This is a genomic window from Nocardia sp. CA-084685 (assembly GCF_050955785.1).
Lineage (GTDB): Bacteria > Actinomycetota > Actinomycetes > Mycobacteriales > Mycobacteriaceae > Nocardia.
Window position 1 is genome coordinate 2,438,379 of the sequence record NZ_CP192094.1, and the last position, 20,465, is coordinate 2,458,843.

Here is a 20,465-nt window from a genome sequence, read left to right on the forward strand (position 1 = left end):
GCGGTCGGAATCGGTGGTATTCGGAAGCCTGTTGTGCCCGCAGTACAAAGCCGTCGGCGAATTCTGGGATCGCGGCCCGTAGTCGGGGGTCGGTGATGCGCTTACCGTATGAATGTAATACCGATCACGTCTGATGGTGAGGAAATCGTGCACCATATCGCCGAATTACCGGATTTCAGAGCCGAACGGAATCCGACCGGTCCCTGTATCGCGGATGATCGTGAGCAGTTGGATAATCAGGCCTTCGCGAACCGCGTACGCGCGGCCGCCGCTGTTCTGTATCGGCACGGAATTCGTTCCGGGGACGTCGTTGCGGTGGTGCTGCCGAATCGACTGGAATTGGTAACAATTCTTTTCGCCGCCTGGCGTCTCGGTGCCGCGGTAACGCCGGTGAATCCGGACCTGACATTCGACGAAGCGCGTTACCAGATCGAGGATTCCGCGGCGCGGGTGGTGATTACCGAGGGCGGTCGCGGCATCGGAACACTGGATGTGGCCGACGTGGCCGGGCCATCGACAAATCCGGACGCCATGCTCGATCCAGTGGCTGTCGGAGATGGTCTTGCCCTGCTTATTTACACGAGTGGCACCACCGGGCGGCCCAAGGGCGTCATGCTCGACCACGGCAATATCGCCGCGATGTGCGCGATGATCATCAGCGCGCTGAGTCTGGACGAATCCGAGCACAGTCTGCTGATCCTGCCGCTGTTCCATGTCAACGGGATCGTGGTGAGCGTGCTGTCGCCGCTGCTGGCGGGCGGTCGCGCGACTATCGCCGGGCGGTTCTCCGCGGCGACATTCTTCGATGTCGTCGCACGTGTCCGGCCGACCTATTTCTCCGCGGTGCCCGCGATCTACGCCATGCTCGTGTCCCAACCGGACCAGCTGGGCCCGGATACCTCGTCCCTGCGCCGGGCGATCTGCGGCGCGGCACCGATGCCCGCCGAATTGATCGCACGCTTCGAAACCCGGTTCGGTGTGCCGATCGTCGAGGGCTATGGGCTGTCCGAGGGCACCTGTGCGTCGACGCTGAATCCGCTTGCGGGGCATCGAAAGCCGGGTACGGTCGGGCTGCCGCTGTCCGGGCAGACCGTCGCGATCATGGATCCTGACGGCAACCTGATCACGGACGGATCGCCCGGCGAGGTGGTGGTGCGCGGACCGAATGTCATGCGCGGCTATCTCGGCCAGCCGGCGGCGACAGCGCGCACGATCGTCGAGGGCTGGCTGCGTACCGGGGACGTCGGGCGCTTCGATGCCGACGGCTATCTGGTGCTGGTGGACCGGATCAAGGACATGATCATCCGCGGTGGGGAGAACATCTATCCCAAGGAGATCGAGAATGTCCTGCATGCCCACCCGGGCGTGCTGGAAGCGGCCGTGGTCGGTGCGCCCGATCCGGTCCTCGGCGAGGTTCCGGTCGCCCATATCGTGCCGCTGCCCGGTTCGGTGGTCACCGATGCCGAGCTGATCGAGCACTGTCGGCGGTCACTGGCGCGTATCAAGGTGCCGGTATCGATCTTCCTCGCCGATGGCTTGCCCAGAAATCCGGTGGGCAAGATCGATAAACGAAAACTCCGCGCCCGCACGGCGACTGCATAACGGATCTTCCTAATTTTCCGATTCGGGCGCGGCTCGCCCATGCCCGAAATCCTGCCATTGAAAGGTGCGAACAATGGGATTCAAAGAGGCGGACTTCCCGGCCGTCGACCCCGAGACATTTCTCGACAAGCCGCTCATGGAGCGCATGAAAACACTCGCCCTGCATTGGGTGGAATACGGCTTCGGCACGCCGAAAATTATCCACACCATCTATATGGTCAAGGTGCTGATCCTCTACATTATCGGCGGCACCGCCCTGGTGACCTGGACGTCCGGTGTCGGCCCGTTCTGGGATGTGGCGAATTGGTGGAACCAACCGATCGTGTATCAGAAGCTGATTCTGTGGACGGTGCTGCTCGAGGCCGTCGGCATCGCCGGATCATGGGGACCGATCGCGGGCAAATTCAAGCCGATGATCGGCGGCATCCTGTTCTATGCCCGGCGCGGCGCCATCCGGCTGCGACCGTGGCGACGGGTTCCGTTCACCAGCGGTGATGACCGCACGGGCGTGGATGTGCTGCTGTATCTGGCTTTCCTGGCCAGTTTGCTGGTGCCGATTCTCCTGCCGGGAGTTCCGAGCTCATCTTTGACCGCCGCGGTGCCCGATAACACCTCCGGACTGGTGCAGCCCACACTGCTGATCGCGCCGATTGTGCTGTACGTGCTGTGCGGGTTGCGGGACAAGACGATCTTTCTGAGCGCCCGCGGTGAGCAGTACCTGCCCGCGCTGGTGTTCTTCGCGGTATTGCCGTTCGTCGACATGATCATTGCCGCGAAACTGCTGATCTGCGTGGTGTGGATCGGGGCCGGAATCTCGAAGTACGGCTATCACTTCAGCAACGTCGTATCGGCGATGGCCTCGAACGGTCCCTGTGTTCCATTCAAGAACATCAAGCGGCGGTACTACCGCGATTTCCCGCGCGATATCCGGCCCTCGAAACTTGCCTCGCTCACCGCGCATGTCGGCGGTTCGGCCGTGGAGATCGCCACCCCGCTGGTGCTGCTGTTCGCCACCAATCGGTGGGTCATCCTGGCAGCGGTGGCGCTCATGGTGGTGTTCCACCTGACGATCATTTCGATGTTCGCGCTGGCGGTGCCGCAGGAATGGAATGTCATCTTCGCCTATGTGACGGTGTTCCTGTTCCTGGGATTCCCGGCCGGGGACGGGTACGCGGTCACCGATATGTCCTCGCCCTGGTTGACCGTCGCGATCGTCGCGGTGCTGGTTGCCTTCCCGATCCTGGGCAATCTGCGTCCGGATCTGGTGTCGTTCCTGCCGTCGATGCGTCAGTACGCCGGAAACTGGGCCTCGGCGCTGTGGGCGTTCGCACCTGGTGCCGAGGAGAAGCTGAACACACTGCCGCATCGCCCGACCGAGAACCAGATCGACCAATTGCGGGCAATGGGCTATCCGCCCGCGATCGCCGAGATCACCATGCAGCAGACCATCGCGTGGCGGTCCATGCACAGCCAGGGTCGCGGACTGTTCTCCCTGCTGCTGAAGAACATTCGCGATATCGACCGCTGGACGGTGCGCGAGGCCGAGTTCGGCTGCAATTCGTTGATCGGATTCAACTTCGGCGATGGCCACCTGCACAACCTGGATCTGGTCAATGCCGTCCAGGCGAGGGTCGGATTCGAACCCGGCGAATGGATCATCGTCTGGGTCGAATCACAGCCGATCCATCGGGGAACCCAGGAATATCAGGTGATCGACGCCGCGCTCGGCGTCATCGAACGCGGCACCTGGCGGGTCCGCGATGCGGTAGCAGCCCAACCGTGGCTGCCGGACGGTCCGATTCCGCTGCAGGTCAGCTGGCGGCGGGAGGAAGCGTTCCGCGCTTTGTCCGGCAGGGCGGAGCCGGAGTCGGAAATGGTTTCATAGTGCCTGTGCCCCAATAGTCTCCAGGAGGACATCGATGAGTGCAGAATCGCGCAGCGATTCGGTGCAGGGGCGTACCGCCATCGTCGTCGGCAGTGGACCGAATGGCCTGGCCGCCGCGATCACCCTCGCACGGGCCGGTGTCGAGGTGACCGTGCTGGAGGCGGCCGACGAGATCGGCGGCGGGACCCGCTCGGGCGAGGCGATCGTGCCCGGGCTGGTGCACGATCACTGCTCGGCCATCCACCCGATGGCGGTCGGATCGCCGTTTCTGGGCAGCCTGGATCTGGAGCGCTACGGGCTGCGGTGGGCGTGGCCGGAGATCGACTGCGCCCACCCGCTCGACGATGGGACCGTCGGGGTGCTGTATCGCTCGGTCGCCGAGACCGCCGCCGGTCTCGGGACCGATGGGCGGGCCTGGCGGCTGCTGTTCGACCGACCGGTCGCCGCCTATGACAGGTTCGGCGCGGACATCATGCGCCCGCTACTGCGGCTGCCTCGCCATCCGATCAGCCTGGCCCGCTTCGGAATTCCCGCGCTGGCACCGGCGTCGCTACTGGCGGAGATCTTCCGCACCGAGCAGGGGCGCGCATTGTTCGGCGGGGTCGCCGCGCACGCGTTCCACCCGCTGCATCGTCCGCTGAGCGCCAGTATCGGGCTCGGCATTCTCACGGCGGGGCATCGGTACGGTTGGGCGGTTGCCGTCGGCGGGTCACAGCGCATCACCGACGCGATGGCCGCGCTGCTGCTCGACCTCGGGGGGAAGATCGAAACCCGTGTGCACGTACGGTCGCCGCGGCAGTTGCCGCCCAGCGATATCACCATGTGGGACCTGGCGCCGACCGCGATCGCCGAAATCCTCGCTGACCGCCTTCCATCACGAATTGCCAAGGCATATCGGCGATTCCGCTACGGACCGGCGGCTTTCAAGGTCGACTTCGCGGTCGAGGGCGGGATTCCCTGGACCGCCGAACCCGCCCGCCGGGCGGGAACGGTCCATCTCGGCGGCCGCTTCGCCGAAATCGCGGCGAGCGAACGAGAAATCCATGCCGGACGCATGCCCGAGCGACCGTTCGTCCTCGTCGGACAGCAATATCTCGCCGACTCCAAGCGCTCGGTCGGGACCGTGCACCCGGTGTGGACCTATGCCCATGTCCCGCACGGCTTTACCGGCGATGCCACCGAAGCGATCAGCGCCCGGATCGAAGCCTTCGCCCCGGGCTTCCGTGACCGCATTGTCGGCACCAGCACTCGCACCGCCCCCGGTCTCGCCGAATACAACCCCAACTACGTCGGCGGCAACATAATGACCGGTGCCAAAGACCTACCCCAACTCCTCTTCGGACCCCGAAAAACGCTGCATCCCTATGATATCGGCATCCCCGGCCACTACCTGTGCTCCGCGGCCACCCCACCCGGCCCCGGCGCTCACGGCATGTGCGGCGCCAACGCCGCCGACCGCGCCTTGCGGTGCCTACACCGTTGAGCGGCTTCGACACCGGATCGGAATTCGATATCGACGGCGGCTCCACTCTGATCAGCCTCGGCCGGCCGTCTCGCCATGAGTAGCAACTCGGCTTCGACTGGTCACGCCCGCATCGGTCACCGGAAGTTGAACTCGACGTCAGAATCGAATACGGTGGCGATCTATATTGCCGTGGTAGACGAGGTGCCCCATGCAATCACGTAATCTGCTGGACGAGTGGCTGGGGCTGGGTAGTCGGCAGGTCGCGACCAATGGGATCGAGTTGCGGGTTGTCGAGCACGGTGCGGGCCCCGTGGTGGTGTTCTGTCATGGCTTTCCCGAGCTCGGATTCTCTTGGCGGCACCAGGTTTTCGCGCTTGCCGAAGCGGGTTTTCGGACGTTGACGCCGGATATGCGTGGATACGGCGGCAGTTCTCGGCCGGGCCGGATCGAGGATTACGACATGGTCGCGCTGTGTGGTGACCTTGTCGGGTTGCTTGATGAGGTCGGTATCGAGGATGCGATCTTCGTCGGTCATGACTGGGGTGCGTCGGTGGTGTGGCAGTTGGCGCTTCGGCATCCGGATCGAATACGGGCCGTCGCGGGGTTGAGTGTTCCAGCTACGCCGCGGTCGGTCGCGCCGCCGTTGCCGATTCTGCGGTCCCGGCTGGGTGACGACTTCTATATGTGCTGGTTCCAGGAGCCGGGTCGTGCGGACGCGGAGCTCGCGTCGGACGTACGTCGCACCCTGTTGCAGGATGATGTCGTCAGTGCGCGGGATCTGACGAGCGGTGATGGTTCCGAGATAGCGACTCCGGCCTGGCTGACTGAGGCCGAACTCGATTACTACATAGCGACTTTCACGACCACCGGATTCACCGGTGGACTCAATTACTACCGCAACCTGGACCGCAACTGGGAACAGAGCGCGCACCTGGCTGATGCGAAGATCCACCAGCCCGCGCTGTTCATCGCCGGGTCCGACGATGCTGTCATCCGCTTCACTCCGACCACCAAGATGGCCGCCATACTGTCCGACCTGCGGGCGTCCATTGTCCTGGATGGGGCGGGACACTGGATTCAACAGGAACGCGCCGCCGAAGTCAGCGCCGCACTGATCGATTTCGCCCGCAGCGTCAGCTGACCGGCCTATCGACCACCTGCCGGTAGCGTGCTGACAGCGTCGGCGGGAATCCCAGGTCGCCTTCGATAACCCGGATCGCCAGCGGCGCAGCCAGCGCACGTAGGCGCGTACATCCGGCTTCGCCGATCGCTTCATACGGGTAGACCGAGAGTTCATCCGTCCGGCTCTCGATCACGCCACGCCGCTGCGAGCCGTATTCGCTCAGCGCGACACCATCGCCTGACAACCACCCACGCTCACGAAGCCGTCGCATACCGTCGGCCCAGTCCTGCTCGCTCCAGGATCGGCTGGCGCGCAACACTTCCGGCGAGATCTCACCGGTCGCACTGTGCGTGATCAATGCCTCGATTCCGTCCAACCCCTCCGTCAGCAGCAGGGCGACGTGTCCGTCGCCGCGAAACTCGCGCAACAGTGTCTGCGCATGCCACAGCACCAGATGCGGTTCATCGGGCCACGGCAGCGCCGCATGCGCCGCGAACAACGCGCGCCCCTGCGGCCGTTCGCAAGCACGTTCAGCGGCGCGCCGGGCAAGCTCGGCGGCTTCACGCACCTCAGGGCTGGTGAGGTCATCGCCCCATGCCTGCCGAAGCGAGCGATCGACGGCACGCATACGAGCTCGGAAAATTTCCGCGGGCGAAACGATTTCCCAGGCGGCGGGGATGACCGCCCGCACCGCGGCCGGATTGAAATTGAAGAACGTTGCGATGGTGACCTCGGCGGTCACCGGCCCGAACGCGGCGGATCGGGAAGCGAAGTACATCATGCGCGGATCCGTGATGCCCAACTCGCGGTAGGAATCCGGACCGTGCGGGGTGAAGTAGATCATTCCGTGGATCGGCTCGAGGGCGCGGAATGTCAGATGGGCGCTGTGCGGGGAGACGGGAGTCAACGGCATCTATTCGGATCATTTCTCGAAGTACCGGCGCGGATTGCGCACCAGAATCGTATCGATATCGTCCTCGTCGACGCGGGCGTCCTCGTCCGTGTCGGCGTAGTTCTGCCGGAATTCCTCGCCGAGTACGAAGACGTGCTCGTGCACTAGGACGCGGCCGAGTTCGGCGGAGTCGACGGTTCCGGTCGCGGTGGGGATCGCGGTCATCGGGAAGCCTTGTCTGTGAAGAGGTCCGGGTCGAGGGCGCGCTTGAGGATCTTGCCGGTGGCCCCCTTGGGGAGCTGGTCGGTGAAGGCGAAGCGATGCGGCACCTTGTATGCGGAGAGCCGCTCTTTGGCCCAGGACCGCAGATCGGTCGGATCGAGTTCGACCCCCGGCGTGGCGGCGACGACCGCGCCGACCTCCTCGCCGTAGTGCTCGTCCGGAATGCCGACAACCGCCACCTCGACTATGTCGGGATGCTGGTAGAGCACTTCCTCGACCTCACGCGGGTAGACGTTGTATCCGCCGCGGATGATGAGGTCCTTTGCGCGGTCGACGATATAGACATAGCCGTCGGCGTCGACGCGGCCCAGATCGCCGCTCTTCAACCACCCGTCGGACAAATCGGTGGCGGTGGCGTCGGGCCGGTTCCAGTAGCCCTTCATGATGCTGGGGCCGCGCAGGAAAATCTCGCCGACGGTATCGGCAGGCAACACCTTGCCGTCGGGATCGCGAACTTCGATCGATGTCCCGGGCAGGACAGCGCCGACCGATCCAACCCGCTGTTCGCGGTCGAGCGGATTGTAGGTCGCCGCGCCAGTGGATTCGGTAAGTCCGTAACCCTCGAGGATGGTACAGCCGAAGCGTTCCGAGAAGGCCCGGATCACCTCGCCGGGCAGTGACGCACCGCCGGATGCCGCAAGCCGCAGGCTCGCGAAATCCGCCGCACCATAGTCACCAGCCGCGTGCAGCATCGCATTCCACATGGTCGGTACACCGGCGACGTGAGTGAGCTGGCGATCGCGGATCATCGCGATCATGGCCTGCGGTTCGAAGGGCGTCACCATGGCGAACGATGCCCCCGCATGCAGTGCGGTGAGCAGGCACACCGCCTGCCCGTAGACATGGAACAGCGGAAGCCCGGTGCCGAAGCGATCGTCCGGGCCGAGCTGCAGCTGGTCGGTGAAGATCCGCGCGGTCTCGGTCAGATTGGCGACGGTGAGCTCGACGCCCTTCGGTTTGCCCGTGGTTCCGGAGGTATAGAGCAGCACCGCCGTGTCGTCTGTGCGGCGGCGCACCGGTTCGGCCACGGGCCGCGACGGCTCGGCGTGCGCGCCCGGTGCGAGTACGAGCAACGGCAGATTCCGTTCGGCGGCCGCCTCCTGTGCGGCTTGCTGCGCACTGTGCCAAACGATGACGATCCGGGCGCCGGAATCATCCAGTACATAACCGATTTCGGGCGCGGTGGCCATGGTATTCATGGTGATGGCGATGGCGCCGATGAGCTGCGCGCCGAGATATGCGATGACGAATTCACCGACGGTGGACGCGACCAGCAGCACCCGGTCGCCCGCGGTGATATCGGATTCGCGCAGCAGGCCGCCGTAAGCCGCACTGCGCCTGGCCAATTCGCCGTAGGACAGCTGTGCGTCCGCGGTGAGCAGCGCGATGGCGTCGGGGCGTTCGATGGCGTGCTGCCAGCATCGGTCGGCGACATTGCTCGACTGATCCGATGCGGTCGGGGAAGCCTGATTCGCAGGCATGGCTTGCTCCAGATCCATGAGTAGGCGAGAACTGATGTGACCCAGGCCACGTCAGTGGGTCGGACGCTACTTGAATTTGGCGTCATGTTCAATAGATGTTGTGCCGATCCTGGTTGTCCTGCGGCGTCGTAGGGTCGCGGGAGCGGCGCGCGCTGTTACGATCCACCACGTCAGCGAGCCGTACGACAGCGAGTGAGGCAGTGAACGAGCAAGCCGCCGAGGACCAGCCAGGTCGGGTGCCCCCACGGAGTAAGCGTGGCATGCGCACCAGGTCCGCGCTGGTGACCGCGGCGCGCGAAGTGTTCGAACGCGACGGCTTCCTCGATGCCAGAATCAGTGATATCTCCAAGGCGGCCGGGGTCGCCTCCGGATCGTTCTACACCTATTTCGACAGCAAGGAAGAGGTCTTCGCCGCGGTTGTCGAGCAGGTGCGCGAGGAAATGCTGCACCCGCACGTCCGAGAACGGGTCGGCATCGACGATCCCCGCGAGCTGATCGCCGCCGCCAATCGCGAGTATCTGCTCTCGTATCGGCGTAATGCTCGGTTGATGGCCGTGCTCGAGCAGGTGTCGAAGATTGATGAGAAGTTCCGGGTCCTGCGCTTCGAACGCGCGCTGGCATTCGTTGATCGCAATGCCGTGATGATCCGGAATCTGCAGGACCGTGGGCTGGTGGATGCCGAGTTGGATGCCGAGGTCACCTCGCTGGCCTTGTCGAGCATGGTGAGCCGCATGGCGTATTTCGTATTCGTCGAGGGGCGCAAGGTCTCCTTCGAGAAGTTGGTGAAAACGTTGAATCAGTTGTGGTTCAACGCTCTTCAGTTGAAAGAAGCTCACTGAGCGACGTTCGTGTGACCTGTCTCACGTGACGCGGAGCCGCTCTTGAACTTGACGTCGGAATCAAGTTCGGTGAGTCTGGTCACGCAGATCGGGCATCAGGAGAGGCTTACGTAATGGGTCGTTTCGACGGAAAGACGGCGATTGTCACCGGGGCCAGCCGCGGTATCGGGCTGGCCATCGCGCAGCGGCTGGTGGCCGATGGTGCGCGGGTCTGCGTGACCGCCCGCAAAAAGGACGCGCTGGACGCGGTGGTCGCCGAACTCGGCGGACCCGAACGCGCCATCGGTGTCGCGGGACGAGCCGATGACGTCGAACATCAGACCGAGGCCATCGAACGCACCCTGGAGACCTTCGGTTCGGTCGACTTCCTGGTCAACAATGCCGGTATCAACCCGGTGTATGGCCCAATGGTCGAACTCGACCTGGCCGCGGCCCGTAAAGTCTTCGAGGTGAACTGCCTGGCGGCGATCTCCTGGGTGCAGCAAGCGCACAAGGCATGGCTGGGTGAACACGGTGGCTCGGTGGTCAATCTCGCGTCGGTGGCCGGAATCAAGCCCGCGCCCGGTATCGGGTTCTACGGGGCGACCAAGGCGATGCTGGTGCACATCACCCAGGAGTTGGCGGTCGAACTCGGCCCGTCGATCCGGGTGAACGCGATCGCACCCGCCGTGGTCAAGACCCAATTCGCTACCGCGCTCTATGACGGCCGCGAGGAGCAGGTCGCCTCGGCCTATCCGCTGAAGCGCCTCGGCGTACCCGAGGACATCGGCAGTGTCGCCGCTTTCCTGCTCTCCGAGGACGCGGCGTGGTTGACCGGCCAACTGATCGTCGTCGACGGCGGTGTGACTCTTACCGGAGGTGTGGCGTGAAGGCTTGGCGGGTAACGGAATTAGGCGAACCGGCGCAGGTACTGCGGCTGGTCGAACTGGCGGAGCCCGAACCCGGTCCAGGCCAGGTGGTGGTGCGGACCCGCGCCTCGGCCGCGAACTTCCCGGATGTGCTGATGTGCCGGGGCGAGTACCAGATCAAGCCCGAACTCCCGTTTACCCCCGGCGTGGAACTGTGCGGTGAGGTGGTCGCGGTCGGCGCCGACGTCGACGGCATCGCGATCGGTGACCGAGTCCTGGGCAGTACCGCGCTGCCGTGGGGCGGATTCGCGGAACTGGCGGTCATGGATGCCGCGGATGTCTTTCCCACCCCTGCGGCGCTCGACGACGCCGAAGCCGCCGCCCTCTTCATCGGTTACCAGACGGGCTGGTTCGGTCTGCATCGGCGCGCCGGTCTGCGGGCGGGGGAGACGCTGCTGGTACATGCGGCGGCCGGTGGCGTCGGGAGTGCCGCAGTGCAATTGGGTAAGGCGGCCGGGGCCACGGTGATCGGCGTGGTCGGCAGCGCGGCCAAGGCCGAAGTCGCACGGGCGCTCGGCGCGGACATCGTGGTCGATCGCAGCGCACAGGATTTCGTCTCGGTCGTGCGGGACGCGACGGACGGTCGCGGTGCGGATGTGGTGTACGACCCGGTCGGCGGTGAGGTGTATCGGCGGTCCACCAAGTGCATCGCCTTCGAGGGACGCATCCTGGTCGTCGGTTTCGCGGGCGGGCAGATCCAATCCACCGCACTGAATCACGCACTGGTGAAGAATTATTCGATCCTCGGCTTGCACTGGGGCCTCTACCGTGCCAAGGATCCGCAGGCGGTCCGCGATTGCCATCTGGAGTTGACCGGGCTGGCCGAGCGCGGTTCGGTAAAACCCCTGATCGGCGAGCGGCTGCCACTGGATAGCGTGGCTTCCGGACTGCAGCGCCTCGCCGACGGCAAGACCGTCGGCCGCGTGGTATTCGAAGCGTAAGCGGTACCAACCGAATTCGACAAGGGAGAACCGAATGAGCAGTGAGACAACCCGGACCGCCATCGTGACCGGCGCCGCCCGCGGCATCGGCGCGGGCGTCGCCAAGCGGCTGGCGGCGGACGGATTCGCGATCGCCGTCCTCGACCTCGATGAGCAGGCCTGTAAAACCGTTGTCGCCGAGATCGAATCGGCCGGTGGCAGGGCGCTCGCGGTGGGCGCGAACGTCGCCGATGAACAGGCCGTCGCCGCGGCGGTCGAGCGGGTCGCCGCCGAACTGGGCGCGCCGACCGTCTTGGTGAACAATGCGGGCATCATCCGCGACAACATGCTCTACAAGATGAGCGTCGACGACTGGGACGCGGTCATGGGCGTCCACCTGCGCGGATCCTTCCTGATGAGCCGCGCGGCACAGAAGTACATGACCGATGCGGGCTGGGGCCGCATCGTCAATCTCTCCAGCACTTCGGCACTCGGCAATCGCGGTCAGGCCAACTACGCCGCCGCCAAGGCCGGATTGCAGGGATTCACCAAGACTCTCGCAATCGAGCTCGGCAAATTCGGGGTGACCGTGAACGCCGTCGCGCCCGGCTTCATCGAAACCGAGATGACCGTCGCCACCGCTGAGCGCATGGGTGTTTCGTTCGAGGAGTTCAGCAAGACCCTGGTGGCGCGGATTCCGGTGGGACGTGTCGGCAAGCCCGAGGATATCGCGCACACGGTGTCTTTCTTCGTGAGTGAGGGCGCGTCGTATGTGACCGGACAGGTACTCTACGTCGCCGGTGCGCCGACGGTCTGAGGAGCGAATAATGAAGGTATTCAATGGGGTCGGCGAACTCGAGCAGGCCGTCGGTACCCATCTCGGCTACAGCGAATGGCACACCGTGACCCAGGAGCAGATCGACCTGTTCGCCGAGGCGACCGGTGACCATCAGTGGATTCACGTGGATCCGGAGCGGGCCGCGCAGGGACCGTTCGGCACCACCATCGCCCACGGCTATCTGACCCTGTCGCTATTGCCGCAGCTGGTCTGGCAGGTGTATCGCGTCGACGGGGTGAAGATGGGAATCAACTACGGCAGCAATAAGGTTCGCTTCCCGTCGCCGGTGCCGTCGGGCAGTCGCGTGCGGGCGGGAGTGGAGCTGGTGAAGCTCGAGCCGACCAAGGCGGGGGTCCAGGTGACGGCTCTGGTGACCATCGAACGCGAGGGCGGGGACAAGCCCGCCTGCATTGCCGAAGCGCTGTCGGTACTCGTGCCCTGAGTCAAGTGTGACCGCCGGACGTCCTGTACCCGGCGGTGACTACTTTCCAGTGAATATGCGAACGGCCTGTCTCCGGCGGTGATATCGCCGAAACAGGCCGTTGTCGTCTCAGAACCCGGCTTCGGTGGCGATCCGATCGGCGGTTTCGGCGAGTCCGTCCACCATATCGGTAGTCGGAATACCCGCGGCCGCACGATTGCGGGGGTCGTCGAGCGTGCGACGGTACACACCCTCGGCAATGACCGCGAGCTTCCACAGACCGAGCGCATGCCAGAACCCGAGCGCCCACCGATCGCGCCCGGTGATCGCGAGATACTCCTCGACCAGTTCGGCGCGGGACGGAAAACCAGGGAGCATGACCATTTCGGTACCCGGAATCGCCGCTTCGCCAGGCATCGGCCAATAGGCGAGCAGACTGCCGACATCGGCCAGCGGATCGCCGAGGGTGCACAATTCCCAGTCGAGTACGGCGGCGATCGCGCCCGTCTCCGGTGTGGTGATCACATTGCGCAGGTTGTAATCGCCGTGCACGAGCGCGAGTTCGCGCTGTTCGGGAACCGCGGCCCGGAGCCGTTCGGTGAGACGGTCCACCAGTGGCAGGTCCCGCGTTTTCGACTTCTCCCACTGTGCCGACCACCGTTTGAGCTGTCGCTGCGCATACGGTTTGTGACTGGCAAGGTCGATCAGCGCGGTAGCTTCCAGATCGACGGCGTGGATGCGGGCCAGCGTCCGTACCAGTGACAGCCCGGCACTGCGACGCAGGTCGAGGCTGAGTGCTTCGGCGGTCTCGATCCCGTCGATGACCAGCCCGTCGACGAATTCCATCAGCACGAGCGCGATATCGCCCTCCTGCCGGACATCGTGGACGCGCGGCACCGGGACATCGGTGGGCGCAAGTGCCGACATGACGCGAGCTTCCCGCGCCACATCATGCGCGGACGCCAGCAGGTGGCCGAGTGGCGGACGGCGCAATACCCACCGCCGCCCGTTCGCGTCGGTGATCAGGAAGGTCAGATTGGACTGGCCGATCCCCACCCGTTCGGCCCGCACCGGCGTGGTACAGGCCGAGCCGAGCGAGGACACCCAGTCCGCGAACGCGGCCGCATCGATATCGAAGCCGGTCGCGTCCGCGTTGGGCTGAATAAGCCCGTTACTTGTCTGCATCAATTCCTGTCCGTCCTACGCCCCGGCCCTGAACTTACCGAGTTCGGCGCGCGCGATGGCGCGTTTGTGCACTTCGTCCGGTCCATCGGCCAGACGCAATGTGCGCAGGTGCGCGTACATGCTGGCGAGCGGGAAGTCATCGGTGACACCAGCGCCGCCGTGCACCTGGATGGCCCGGTCCACGATCCGCAGCGCCATCTCCGGCGCGGCGATCTTGATCGCGGCGATCTCGACCTGCGCCGCCTTATTGCCGACGGTGTCCATCATCCAGGCGGCCTTGAGTGTCAGCAGCCGGGCCTGCTCGATATCGATGCGGGCCTCGGCAATCCAGTCCTGGATATTGGCGCGCTCACTCAGCTTCTGCCCGAACGTGATTCGCGATTCGGCGCGGACGCACATCAGCTCCAGCGCGCGTTCGGCCATGCCGATGGCGCGCATGCAGTGGTGGATGCGACCCGGACCGAGCCGGGCCTGACTGATCGCGAAACCCTCACCCTCGCCCTTCAACACATCGGTGACCGGCACCCGTACATCGGTGAAATCGATCTCGGCATGGCCCTCGCGGTCGGCGTAGCCGAAGACCGGCAGATTACGCATGACCGTGACACCGGGCGCGTCGATGGGCACGACCATCATCGACTGCTGGCGGTGCTTGGGTGCGTCCGGATCGGTCTTGCCCATGACGATGAGCACCTTGCAGTTCTTGTGTAATGCGTTGGAGGCGAACCACTTCCGGCCATTGAGTAGGTAGTGGTCGCCGTCGCGCGTCATGCGCAGCTGGATATTGGTTGCGTCGGAGCTGGCGACGGCGGGCTCGGTCATGGCGAAGGCGGAGCGGATGGTGCCGTTCAGCAGCGGCTCCAGGTAGCGCTCCTTGTGCTCCTGGGTGCCGAAGAGGGTGAGCACCTCCATATTGCCGGTGTCGGGTGCCGAACAATTGCACGCCTCAGGCGCGAGATGCGCACTGCGGCCCATGATTTCGGCCAGTGGGGCGTATTCCAGATTGGTCAGGCCCGGACCCCACTCCGGGTGCGGGTGGAAGAGATTCCACAGGCCCCGGGCGCGGGCCTCGGTCTTGAGGTCCTCGACGATCTGCGGATGGTGGTGCGGATCGCCGGAGGCCGCCATCTGCTTTTCGTATTCCGACTCGGCCGGATATACGCATTCGTCCATGAAGGCGCGCAGATCTCGTTGGTACTGCTGGGTGCGCTCGGACGTGCTGAACAGGTCCATCGAGGCTCCGATCGTCGGTGCGGGCGGTCGAAAGCGACCGCGCCGCAAAGTGGGTCAGCTGGGGGTTTGTAGTGCGGGCCATAACTGGGCGGCCGTCGATGCGGCGTCGCGGTGCACGATGCCGCCGAGTCCGAGCAGTTCGGCCGCGGTGATGTTCTGCTCGAGGTCGTCGACCATGACGGTCTGCTCGGGCGTGACGCCGAGCCGTTCGCAGCCGATGAGATAGGCCCGGCGGGACGGTTTGCGGGTGCCGATCTCCGCGGAGATGGTCACCGCGTCGAACATGGCTGGTAGGTCGAAGCCCGCATAGCAGTCGTCGCCGAGCGAATTCGACAGCAGGCCAACGCGATAACCCGCCGCGCGGACACCGGCGACCAACTCGATCATTGCCGGGTCGGGAAGCAGCCGGGACTGGATGCGATCGATAAGGCCCTCATCGGCAATATCGACCCCATGCGCGCGCAGTCGCCGCGCGAACCCGATCTCGAATTCACGCTGGCCGATGCGCCCCTCCTCGTGATCCACCAGCAGCGCACTGCTTTCCGGATCGCGCGCGAGCAAACGCAGCGGCAGCCGCGGGTCGCCGATCTCCGCGCCGAACTCGGCGAAGGCGGCGAGCACGGCGGTGGTGAGCACGCCGCCGAAATCGAACAGCACGGCAGTGCGCCCGCTCACGACAGCGACCCCCGATAGCGCTGCATGCCCGCGATCCACCGGTCGTGATCGGACACCTTGCGTTGCAGGAATTCTCGGACTTCCTCGTGTGGCAGCACGAGGAACCGTTCGGCCTCGATCGCCTCGATCACCCGATCGGCCACATCGAGTGGCGCCAGCACGGCCCCGGCTCCGGTGACGGCCCGGGTGGCCAGATCGCCGACGGATCCGCCGTCCGTGCCGAGTCCGGTGAGCAGGGCGGTATCCACACCCATCGGGCACAGGCAGCTGACCCGCACACCCAGATCCCCGTAGGTCACCGCCAGCCATTCGGCGAAGCCGACGGCCGCGTGCTTGGACACGGTGTAGGTGGCCGAACCGAGTTGAGTGAGTAGTCCCGCCGCCGATGCGGTGCTCACGAAGTAGCCGCTGCCGCGCTCGAGCCACCCGGGGATCAGCAAGCGCGCTGCCCGCACGTGGGCCAGGGCGTTGACCTCCAGTGCCTGCTCCCACTGCGCGTCGGTCGCGTCGAGGCCGGGGCCGCCACCGACACCGGCGTTCGCGAAGAACATATCGACCGGGCCGAATTCTGTTGTAGCCGTCTCGATCAGCTTGCGGAGGTCGGACTCGGATGCGGCGTCACCGGCCTGTCCTGACACTGTGCCAGGAAATGCATCGGTCAATTGTCGGGTCGTCGCCGCGAGCCGGTCCGCGTCGCGGTCGGTGATCAGCACCCGGGCGCCGTGCTCGAGTAGGCGTTGCGCGATGGCCGCACCGATGCCGCCCGCGGCGCCGGTCACGATCGCGACCGCGTTCTGCACGCGCATCAGTTCGCCTCGGCATTCAGCCGTACCAGCGACTGCCCGCTGCCTCGAGCCGGAACATCCGTGGTCACCATCCGGAAATCGGATGGTGTGGACTCGCCGGTGGGCCGGGCCACCAGATGCACCTCTCGGCTCTTCACGACAAGAAACCTCCATGTCCATGCGCGCTGACCGGGGCGTCCGTGTTCGAGCGCCGGTTGCCGGATGGCTCAGAGGTTAGTTGAAGTTGACGTCGGATTCAATGTTGGGTCGCCGATACCTCAGCCGGGGAAGAGCCTGCTTCTGGCCGCCGCCTGCCGCGAGTTCCGGGCTGAGGCGACGGCCACGACGGCAGCCTATCGGCCGGTAACCCCGAGGGTTGCCATCTCGGTTCCCGCTGCTTCGAACGCTTCCAAAGCGTCATATACCTCGTCGAAGGTAACAGGAACCAGCGGCAGGCCACCCGATCGTGCGGGGCGGCCGAGCTGTTCGAGGAGCACGAAAGCCGCGGCGTCGTCCGCCAGTGGCAGGTATCCCCGTTTGTTGTCGTCACGAATCGTGTCGATGATGCCATCCGGCGTGACGCCGTCCGGGATCGTCGTCCGCACGCCGAGGGATGTCACGAGTTCGTCGTGGATGCTGACGTCGGTGTCCGTCAGCCACCCGCGCGCGAACGATATTCGCGCGGCAATCAACATGCCGAGTGCGATGGACTCCCCGTGTGAGAGCCCATCGGCATCGCGTTGCCGATGGTCCAGCAATTCGATGGCATGCCCGACCGTATGGCCGTATTCGAGAACGAGGCCGTCCTTCCGTTCGTATGTGTCGTTCTTTGTTACCTGCCCCTTCGCGCTGATGCTGGCATCCAACAGCCACAGGAGCGACTCCGGTGCGGCGAGGTTCGCTGTGGCCAAGATTTCCTGCAGCTCGGAAATGATTGCGGGTTTGATGGCCAGACAATTCTTGGTCATCTCGCAGAGTCCGGAGCGGAGTTCCCGGGCAGATAGCGTGGTGAAAAGTTCGACGTCGGTCAGGACTGCGGTCGGCGTGTAGTAACTTCCCACATGATTCTTGCCGACCTGACTATTTATCGCCTGCTTGAGTGACAGCACCGAATCCATCGCGCTGACAGTTGTGGTCGGTATATGAACGAGGCGGACCCCACGGAACAACAGACTGGCCATGAGCCCGGCCAGATTTCCCGGTACGCCACCACCGAAGGAGACGACAACCGATCTCCGCGTGGCGCCATCTCGCAAGGCTTGCTCGATGTGCTCACCCAGGCAGGAAAGGGTCTTCATCGATTCGCCTGGCTCATGGCCGAGAACCGTCACGGGTGTCTCGGTTCCGAGGGCGCGCAGCAATGTCTGCCCGTGCAGCCCGAAGACATGGTTGTCGGTAACGACTATGAATCTGTCCGCGTCGAGCTTATCGAGGGTCTCGCCGATGGCATCGAGACAATTGCTGCCGAACAGATATGGAAACGAGGACTCGCCGATCCGTATGTGGCGCTGTTGCATGCGCGGATGCGTTACGAGTTCTTGTGCGATCGAGACCATCGGTTCTACTCCTGCTAACTCTACGACGGACGGCGGCACGATAAGCGAGCGATGGCCGGCCCATAGTCCATGAATTTCGCGCGCAAATCGGCTCGATCATCGTCGACCGAAAGCCACGCCGGGAAATTCCTGTGATTTCAGATCAGCGCGATGATATAAGAGCCTCCGCCGCTGGGCTAGATATTCCCAGCGTCAGGAATGGCGAATTCGGGTGCGACATCTCGATAATGCACGATACCAGCGCGATTATGTGAAAAGGGCCACAGATTGGTTTGGCCAGTGCGGCGGCGGGGTCCCCGCCAGGGTTGATCGCCGCCGTGTGTCGCCGGGATCAGTCCAGCTGCGGTGCGATCTCTGCGGCGACCAGGTCCAGGTGGTCCAGGTCCGAGAGATCCAAGTACTGCAGGTACAGACGGGTGATACCGGTCGCCTCGCGATATCGGCCGATCTTGTCGACGACCTCGGCGGGGGTGCCGACCAGCTCGTTGCGCCGCGTCAGATCGGTGAGCTCGCGGCCGATGGTATCGGCACGGCGGGCGACCTCGGCGTCGTCACGGCCCACACACATTGTGAGGGCGACCGAGCGGATGATCTCCTTCGGGTCGCGCCCCAACTTCCTGGCCGCCGCGTCCACTCGCTCGAATTGCGCCGCGGCCGTGGCGGAGTCGACGAAGGGTAGGTTGAATTCGTCGGCGAAGCGGGCCGCCAGCGCCGGGGTGCGTCTCTTGCCGACACCGCCGATGATGACCGGCGGGCGCGGACGCTGCGTCAGCTTGGGCAGGGCTGGAGCGTCTTCGAGTCGATAGTGCTTGCCGTGAAAGCTGAACGTCGCACCCGCGGGGGTCTCCCACAGGCCGGTCACGATCTCCAATTGCTCAGCGTAGCGGTCGAAGCGCGTACCGAAATCGGGCAGTTCGATACCGTAGGCGATGTGTTCGGCGTCGTACCAGCCCGAGCCGAGGCCGACTTCGATACGGCCGCCGGACATTTGATCCACTTGCGCCACCGAGATGGCCAGCACGGATGGATGCCGAAAGGTGGCGGAGGTGACCAGGGTGCCGAGCCGGATCCGGGTCGTTTCCCGTGCCAAGCCGGCGAGCGTGATCCAAGCATCGCTAGATCCCGGGAGCCCGGACGCCATCCCCATCCTCAGATAGTGGTCGGACCGGAAGAATGCGTCGAAACCGGCGTCCTCGGCCGCTGTCGCAGCGCGGAGCAGCCGACTGTAGTCGGCCCCCTGTTGGGGCTCGGTGAAGATGCGTAGGTCCACCCGGTCGGACGAAGCGCCGGTGCTCGTGTTCATGTTTCACATCCAGGTGTCGAGTATCTCGATGGCGCGGGCCCGGCAGTTGCCCTCGTAGTGGGTCAGGTGTCGGTGCCGAGGTGACGACTTACCGAGTCCGCCAGCGACAGCCAGCTTTCCGCGTAGCACCTCGCAAGTTCGGCAACCGCGGACGCACAGTGTGGCGGCACACTGTCGGCCATCGATTGCCATTCCTCCGGCGCGGGATCGGCAATCGCCAACAACCGCAACAACTTTCGGCCGACCTCGGTGAAACGCAAGGACGGATCGGCGCGCAGACGGCGCACCATCAGTGTGCGATCGGGCGAATGAAGAGGTTTCGCTGACCCGCTGACGAGGCCAGCGGGCGACGCTTCCGGTGCCACCTCGCCATGGCGCCGATACTGCGATGCGGCACCGAGCTGCACCCGCAGACGCCGCCGGACATCCTTCGCGGTAGTCGGCGAGATACCTGCCGCCGACGCGATCTCGCGAGTCGATGCCGCCGGATCGGCTTCCAAGAATTCTCGGGCCCGTCGCCGGCGTGCGCTCGCATCCATCGGGTATGCCGTGCCGTCACGCCCGATCCGCCGGGTCGGGTGCGGATATTCCGCACCCGACCCACGTCGCAGCGCGGCGATGGTCTTGTCGGACAATCCGGCCAGCTCGGCCAGCCGCCGGTTCGACCATTCGGGAAAATCCGCGAGCATCCGTCCGGCTGCGGCTTTGCGGTCCGCAAGCGACAACGGGAGTCCGCGAGCGCTGTTGAGTTCGATCGCGAGCACGAACGCTTCCTGCGGCGCACCATCGAAGAAGACGACATCGATCGACACCGCCTTCCGTCGGCGGGCGACCACCAGACGATGGACGCCGTCGATCACCTCCATCGTCGCGCGGTGCACCACGATCGGCGGCAATGGACCGGGCAGCTGCGCCAGCACACCGAGGTGCCGGGAACTCACACCACCGACCCGGATGGTCCCCGAAATACGAATTCGCTCGACACCGACTGCGACAACCTTTTCCGAAAGTCCCTTGCGCTGACTTTTCTCGACACCCATCTTCTGCTCCAGCACCTGTTCGAAGACTGTCG

At 64.8% G+C, this 20,465-nt stretch carries 19 protein-coding genes and 1 pseudogene; 9 read left to right on the forward strand and 11 right to left on the reverse strand.

What is annotated here, in order from left to right:
• Window positions 1-108 precede the first annotated feature (108 nt).
• From ACQP2U_RS10990 to ACQP2U_RS11005, 4 genes are all read left to right on the forward strand, one after another.
• The gene (locus ACQP2U_RS10990; RefSeq protein WP_433714577.1) at window positions 109-1,602 is read left to right on the forward strand and encodes a class I adenylate-forming enzyme family protein; all 1,494 of its coding nucleotides are present in this window, start codon (window positions 109-111) and stop codon (window positions 1,600-1,602) included.
• A gap of 73 nt (window positions 1,603-1,675) precedes the next feature.
• Window positions 1,676-3,487 carry a DUF3556 domain-containing protein gene (locus tag ACQP2U_RS10995; protein WP_433714578.1) on the forward strand — a complete coding sequence of 604 codons (1,812 nt, stop codon included), beginning with the start codon at window positions 1,676-1,678 and terminating at the stop codon, window positions 3,485-3,487.
• A gap of 34 nt (window positions 3,488-3,521) precedes the next feature.
• On the forward strand, window positions 3,522-4,970 hold the full coding sequence (locus tag ACQP2U_RS11000) for a phytoene desaturase family protein (RefSeq protein ID WP_433714579.1): 1,449 nt from the start codon (window positions 3,522-3,524) through the stop codon (window positions 4,968-4,970).
• A 190-nt stretch (window positions 4,971-5,160) separates the two neighbouring features.
• Window positions 5,161-6,093: an alpha/beta fold hydrolase gene (locus ACQP2U_RS11005; protein WP_433714580.1), complete on the forward strand. Its 933-nt coding sequence runs from the start codon at window positions 5,161-5,163 to the stop codon at window positions 6,091-6,093.
• On the opposite strand, the gene ACQP2U_RS11010 is transcribed toward ACQP2U_RS11005, so the two are convergent.
• The 3 genes and pseudogenes from ACQP2U_RS11010 to ACQP2U_RS11020 form a co-directional block, all read right to left on the reverse strand.
• Window positions 6,086-6,988, reverse strand: coding sequence for an SCO6745 family protein (locus ACQP2U_RS11010; RefSeq protein WP_433714581.1), 903 nt, complete (start codon window positions 6,986-6,988; stop codon window positions 6,086-6,088). The two genes, ACQP2U_RS11005 and ACQP2U_RS11010, sit on opposite strands and share 8 nt — an antisense overlap.
• Before the next feature lie 63 nt (window positions 6,989-7,051).
• A pseudogene (locus tag ACQP2U_RS11015) lies at window positions 7,052-7,192 on the reverse strand (phosphotriesterase-related protein); the annotation flags it as partial.
• The gene (locus ACQP2U_RS11020; protein WP_433714582.1) at window positions 7,189-8,730 is read right to left on the reverse strand and encodes a long-chain-fatty-acid--CoA ligase; all 1,542 of its coding nucleotides are present in this window, start codon (window positions 8,728-8,730) and stop codon (window positions 7,189-7,191) included. The gene ACQP2U_RS11020 and the pseudogene ACQP2U_RS11015, both read right to left, overlap by 4 nt.
• A gap of 260 nt (window positions 8,731-8,990) precedes the next feature.
• On the opposite strand from ACQP2U_RS11020, the gene ACQP2U_RS11025 reads away from it, so the two are divergent.
• The 5 genes from ACQP2U_RS11025 to ACQP2U_RS11045 all read left to right on the forward strand — a co-directional run bounded on the left by ACQP2U_RS11025 (window position 8,991) and on the right by ACQP2U_RS11045 (window position 12,677).
• Entirely contained in the window at window positions 8,991-9,569 is a 579-nt protein-coding gene (locus ACQP2U_RS11025) for a TetR/AcrR family transcriptional regulator (RefSeq protein WP_433714583.1), read from the forward strand.
• Between the two features lie 113 nt (window positions 9,570-9,682).
• Window positions 9,683-10,438, forward strand: coding sequence for an SDR family oxidoreductase (locus ACQP2U_RS11030; protein ID WP_433714584.1), 756 nt, complete (start codon window positions 9,683-9,685; stop codon window positions 10,436-10,438).
• The gene (locus ACQP2U_RS11035) at window positions 10,435-11,418 is read left to right on the forward strand and encodes an NADPH:quinone oxidoreductase family protein (RefSeq protein ID WP_433714585.1); all 984 of its coding nucleotides are present in this window, start codon (window positions 10,435-10,437) and stop codon (window positions 11,416-11,418) included. Before ACQP2U_RS11030 ends, ACQP2U_RS11035 begins: the two co-directional genes overlap by 4 nt.
• 34 nt (window positions 11,419-11,452) lie before the next feature.
• Complete coding sequence (gene fabG / locus ACQP2U_RS11040) at window positions 11,453-12,214, forward strand: 3-oxoacyl-ACP reductase FabG (RefSeq protein ID WP_433714586.1); 762 nt, start codon at window positions 11,453-11,455, stop codon at window positions 12,212-12,214.
• Window positions 12,215-12,224: 10 nt separating this feature from the next.
• Entirely contained in the window at window positions 12,225-12,677 is a 453-nt protein-coding gene (locus ACQP2U_RS11045) for a MaoC family dehydratase (protein ID WP_433714587.1), read from the forward strand.
• A 108-nt stretch (window positions 12,678-12,785) separates the two neighbouring features.
• On the opposite strand, the gene ACQP2U_RS11050 is transcribed toward ACQP2U_RS11045, so the two are convergent.
• From ACQP2U_RS11050 to ACQP2U_RS11085, 8 genes are all read right to left on the reverse strand, one after another.
• Window positions 12,786-13,841: a phosphotransferase family protein gene (locus tag ACQP2U_RS11050; RefSeq protein WP_433714588.1), complete on the reverse strand. Its 1,056-nt coding sequence runs from the start codon at window positions 13,839-13,841 to the stop codon at window positions 12,786-12,788.
• A gap of 15 nt (window positions 13,842-13,856) precedes the next feature.
• The gene (locus tag ACQP2U_RS11055; protein WP_433714589.1) at window positions 13,857-15,074 is read right to left on the reverse strand and encodes an acyl-CoA dehydrogenase family protein; all 1,218 of its coding nucleotides are present in this window, start codon (window positions 15,072-15,074) and stop codon (window positions 13,857-13,859) included.
• A gap of 54 nt (window positions 15,075-15,128) precedes the next feature.
• Window positions 15,129-15,749 (reverse strand): HAD family hydrolase, encoded by a 621-nt coding sequence (locus ACQP2U_RS11060; RefSeq protein ID WP_433714590.1) that lies wholly within the window; start codon window positions 15,747-15,749, stop codon window positions 15,129-15,131.
• Window positions 15,746-16,555 carry an SDR family oxidoreductase gene (locus ACQP2U_RS11065; protein ID WP_433714591.1) on the reverse strand — a complete coding sequence of 270 codons (810 nt, stop codon included), beginning with the start codon at window positions 16,553-16,555 and terminating at the stop codon, window positions 15,746-15,748. Before ACQP2U_RS11065 ends, ACQP2U_RS11060 begins: the two co-directional genes overlap by 4 nt.
• On the reverse strand, window positions 16,555-16,692 hold the full coding sequence (locus ACQP2U_RS11070) for a hypothetical protein (protein ID WP_433714592.1): 138 nt from the start codon (window positions 16,690-16,692) through the stop codon (window positions 16,555-16,557). Before ACQP2U_RS11070 ends, ACQP2U_RS11065 begins: the two co-directional genes overlap by 1 nt.
• A 195-nt stretch (window positions 16,693-16,887) precedes the next feature.
• Complete coding sequence (locus tag ACQP2U_RS11075; protein WP_433714593.1) at window positions 16,888-18,090, reverse strand: 2-deoxy-scyllo-inosose synthase; 1,203 nt, start codon at window positions 18,088-18,090, stop codon at window positions 16,888-16,890.
• Between the two features lie 331 nt (window positions 18,091-18,421).
• On the reverse strand, window positions 18,422-19,360 hold the full coding sequence (locus ACQP2U_RS11080; protein WP_433716424.1) for an LLM class F420-dependent oxidoreductase: 939 nt from the start codon (window positions 19,358-19,360) through the stop codon (window positions 18,422-18,424).
• A 95-nt stretch (window positions 19,361-19,455) separates the two neighbouring features.
• On the reverse strand, window positions 19,456-20,433 hold the full coding sequence (locus tag ACQP2U_RS11085) for a transcriptional regulator (RefSeq protein WP_433714594.1): 978 nt from the start codon (window positions 20,431-20,433) through the stop codon (window positions 19,456-19,458).
• Window positions 20,434-20,465 lie beyond the last annotated feature (32 nt).

Bases quoted from the DNA above. Each gene is read 5' to 3' on its own strand.
- ACQP2U_RS11005 (WP_433714580.1), top strand. From the start codon at position 5,161: ATGCAATCACGTAATCTGCTGGACGAGTGGCTGGGGCTGGGTAGTCGG.
- ACQP2U_RS10990 (WP_433714577.1), top strand. From the start codon at position 109: ATGAATGTAATACCGATCACGTCTGATGGTGAGGAAATCGTGCACCAT.
- ACQP2U_RS10995 (WP_433714578.1), top strand. From the start codon at position 1,676: ATGGGATTCAAAGAGGCGGACTTCCCGGCCGTCGACCCCGAGACATTT.
- ACQP2U_RS11025 (WP_433714583.1), top strand. From the start codon at position 8,991: ATGCGCACCAGGTCCGCGCTGGTGACCGCGGCGCGCGAAGTGTTCGAA.
- ACQP2U_RS11055 (WP_433714589.1), bottom strand. From the start codon at position 15,074: ATGGACCTGTTCAGCACGTCCGAGCGCACCCAGCAGTACCAACGAGAT.
- ACQP2U_RS11020 (WP_433714582.1), bottom strand. From the start codon at position 8,730: ATGCCTGCGAATCAGGCTTCCCCGACCGCATCGGATCAGTCGAGCAAT.
- ACQP2U_RS11010 (WP_433714581.1), bottom strand. From the start codon at position 6,988: ATGCCGTTGACTCCCGTCTCCCCGCACAGCGCCCATCTGACATTCCGC.
- ACQP2U_RS11045 (WP_433714587.1), top strand. From the start codon at position 12,225: ATGAAGGTATTCAATGGGGTCGGCGAACTCGAGCAGGCCGTCGGTACC.
- ACQP2U_RS11030 (WP_433714584.1), top strand. From the start codon at position 9,683: ATGGGTCGTTTCGACGGAAAGACGGCGATTGTCACCGGGGCCAGCCGC.
- ACQP2U_RS11000 (WP_433714579.1), top strand. From the start codon at position 3,522: ATGAGTGCAGAATCGCGCAGCGATTCGGTGCAGGGGCGTACCGCCATC.
- ACQP2U_RS11075 (WP_433714593.1), bottom strand. From the start codon at position 18,090: ATGGTCTCGATCGCACAAGAACTCGTAACGCATCCGCGCATGCAACAG.
- ACQP2U_RS11085 (WP_433714594.1), bottom strand. From the start codon at position 20,433: ATGGGTGTCGAGAAAAGTCAGCGCAAGGGACTTTCGGAAAAGGTTGTC.
- fabG (WP_433714586.1), top strand. From the start codon at position 11,453: ATGAGCAGTGAGACAACCCGGACCGCCATCGTGACCGGCGCCGCCCGC.
- ACQP2U_RS11065 (WP_433714591.1), bottom strand. From the start codon at position 16,555: ATGCGCGTGCAGAACGCGGTCGCGATCGTGACCGGCGCCGCGGGCGGC.
- ACQP2U_RS11050 (WP_433714588.1), bottom strand. From the start codon at position 13,841: ATGCAGACAAGTAACGGGCTTATTCAGCCCAACGCGGACGCGACCGGC.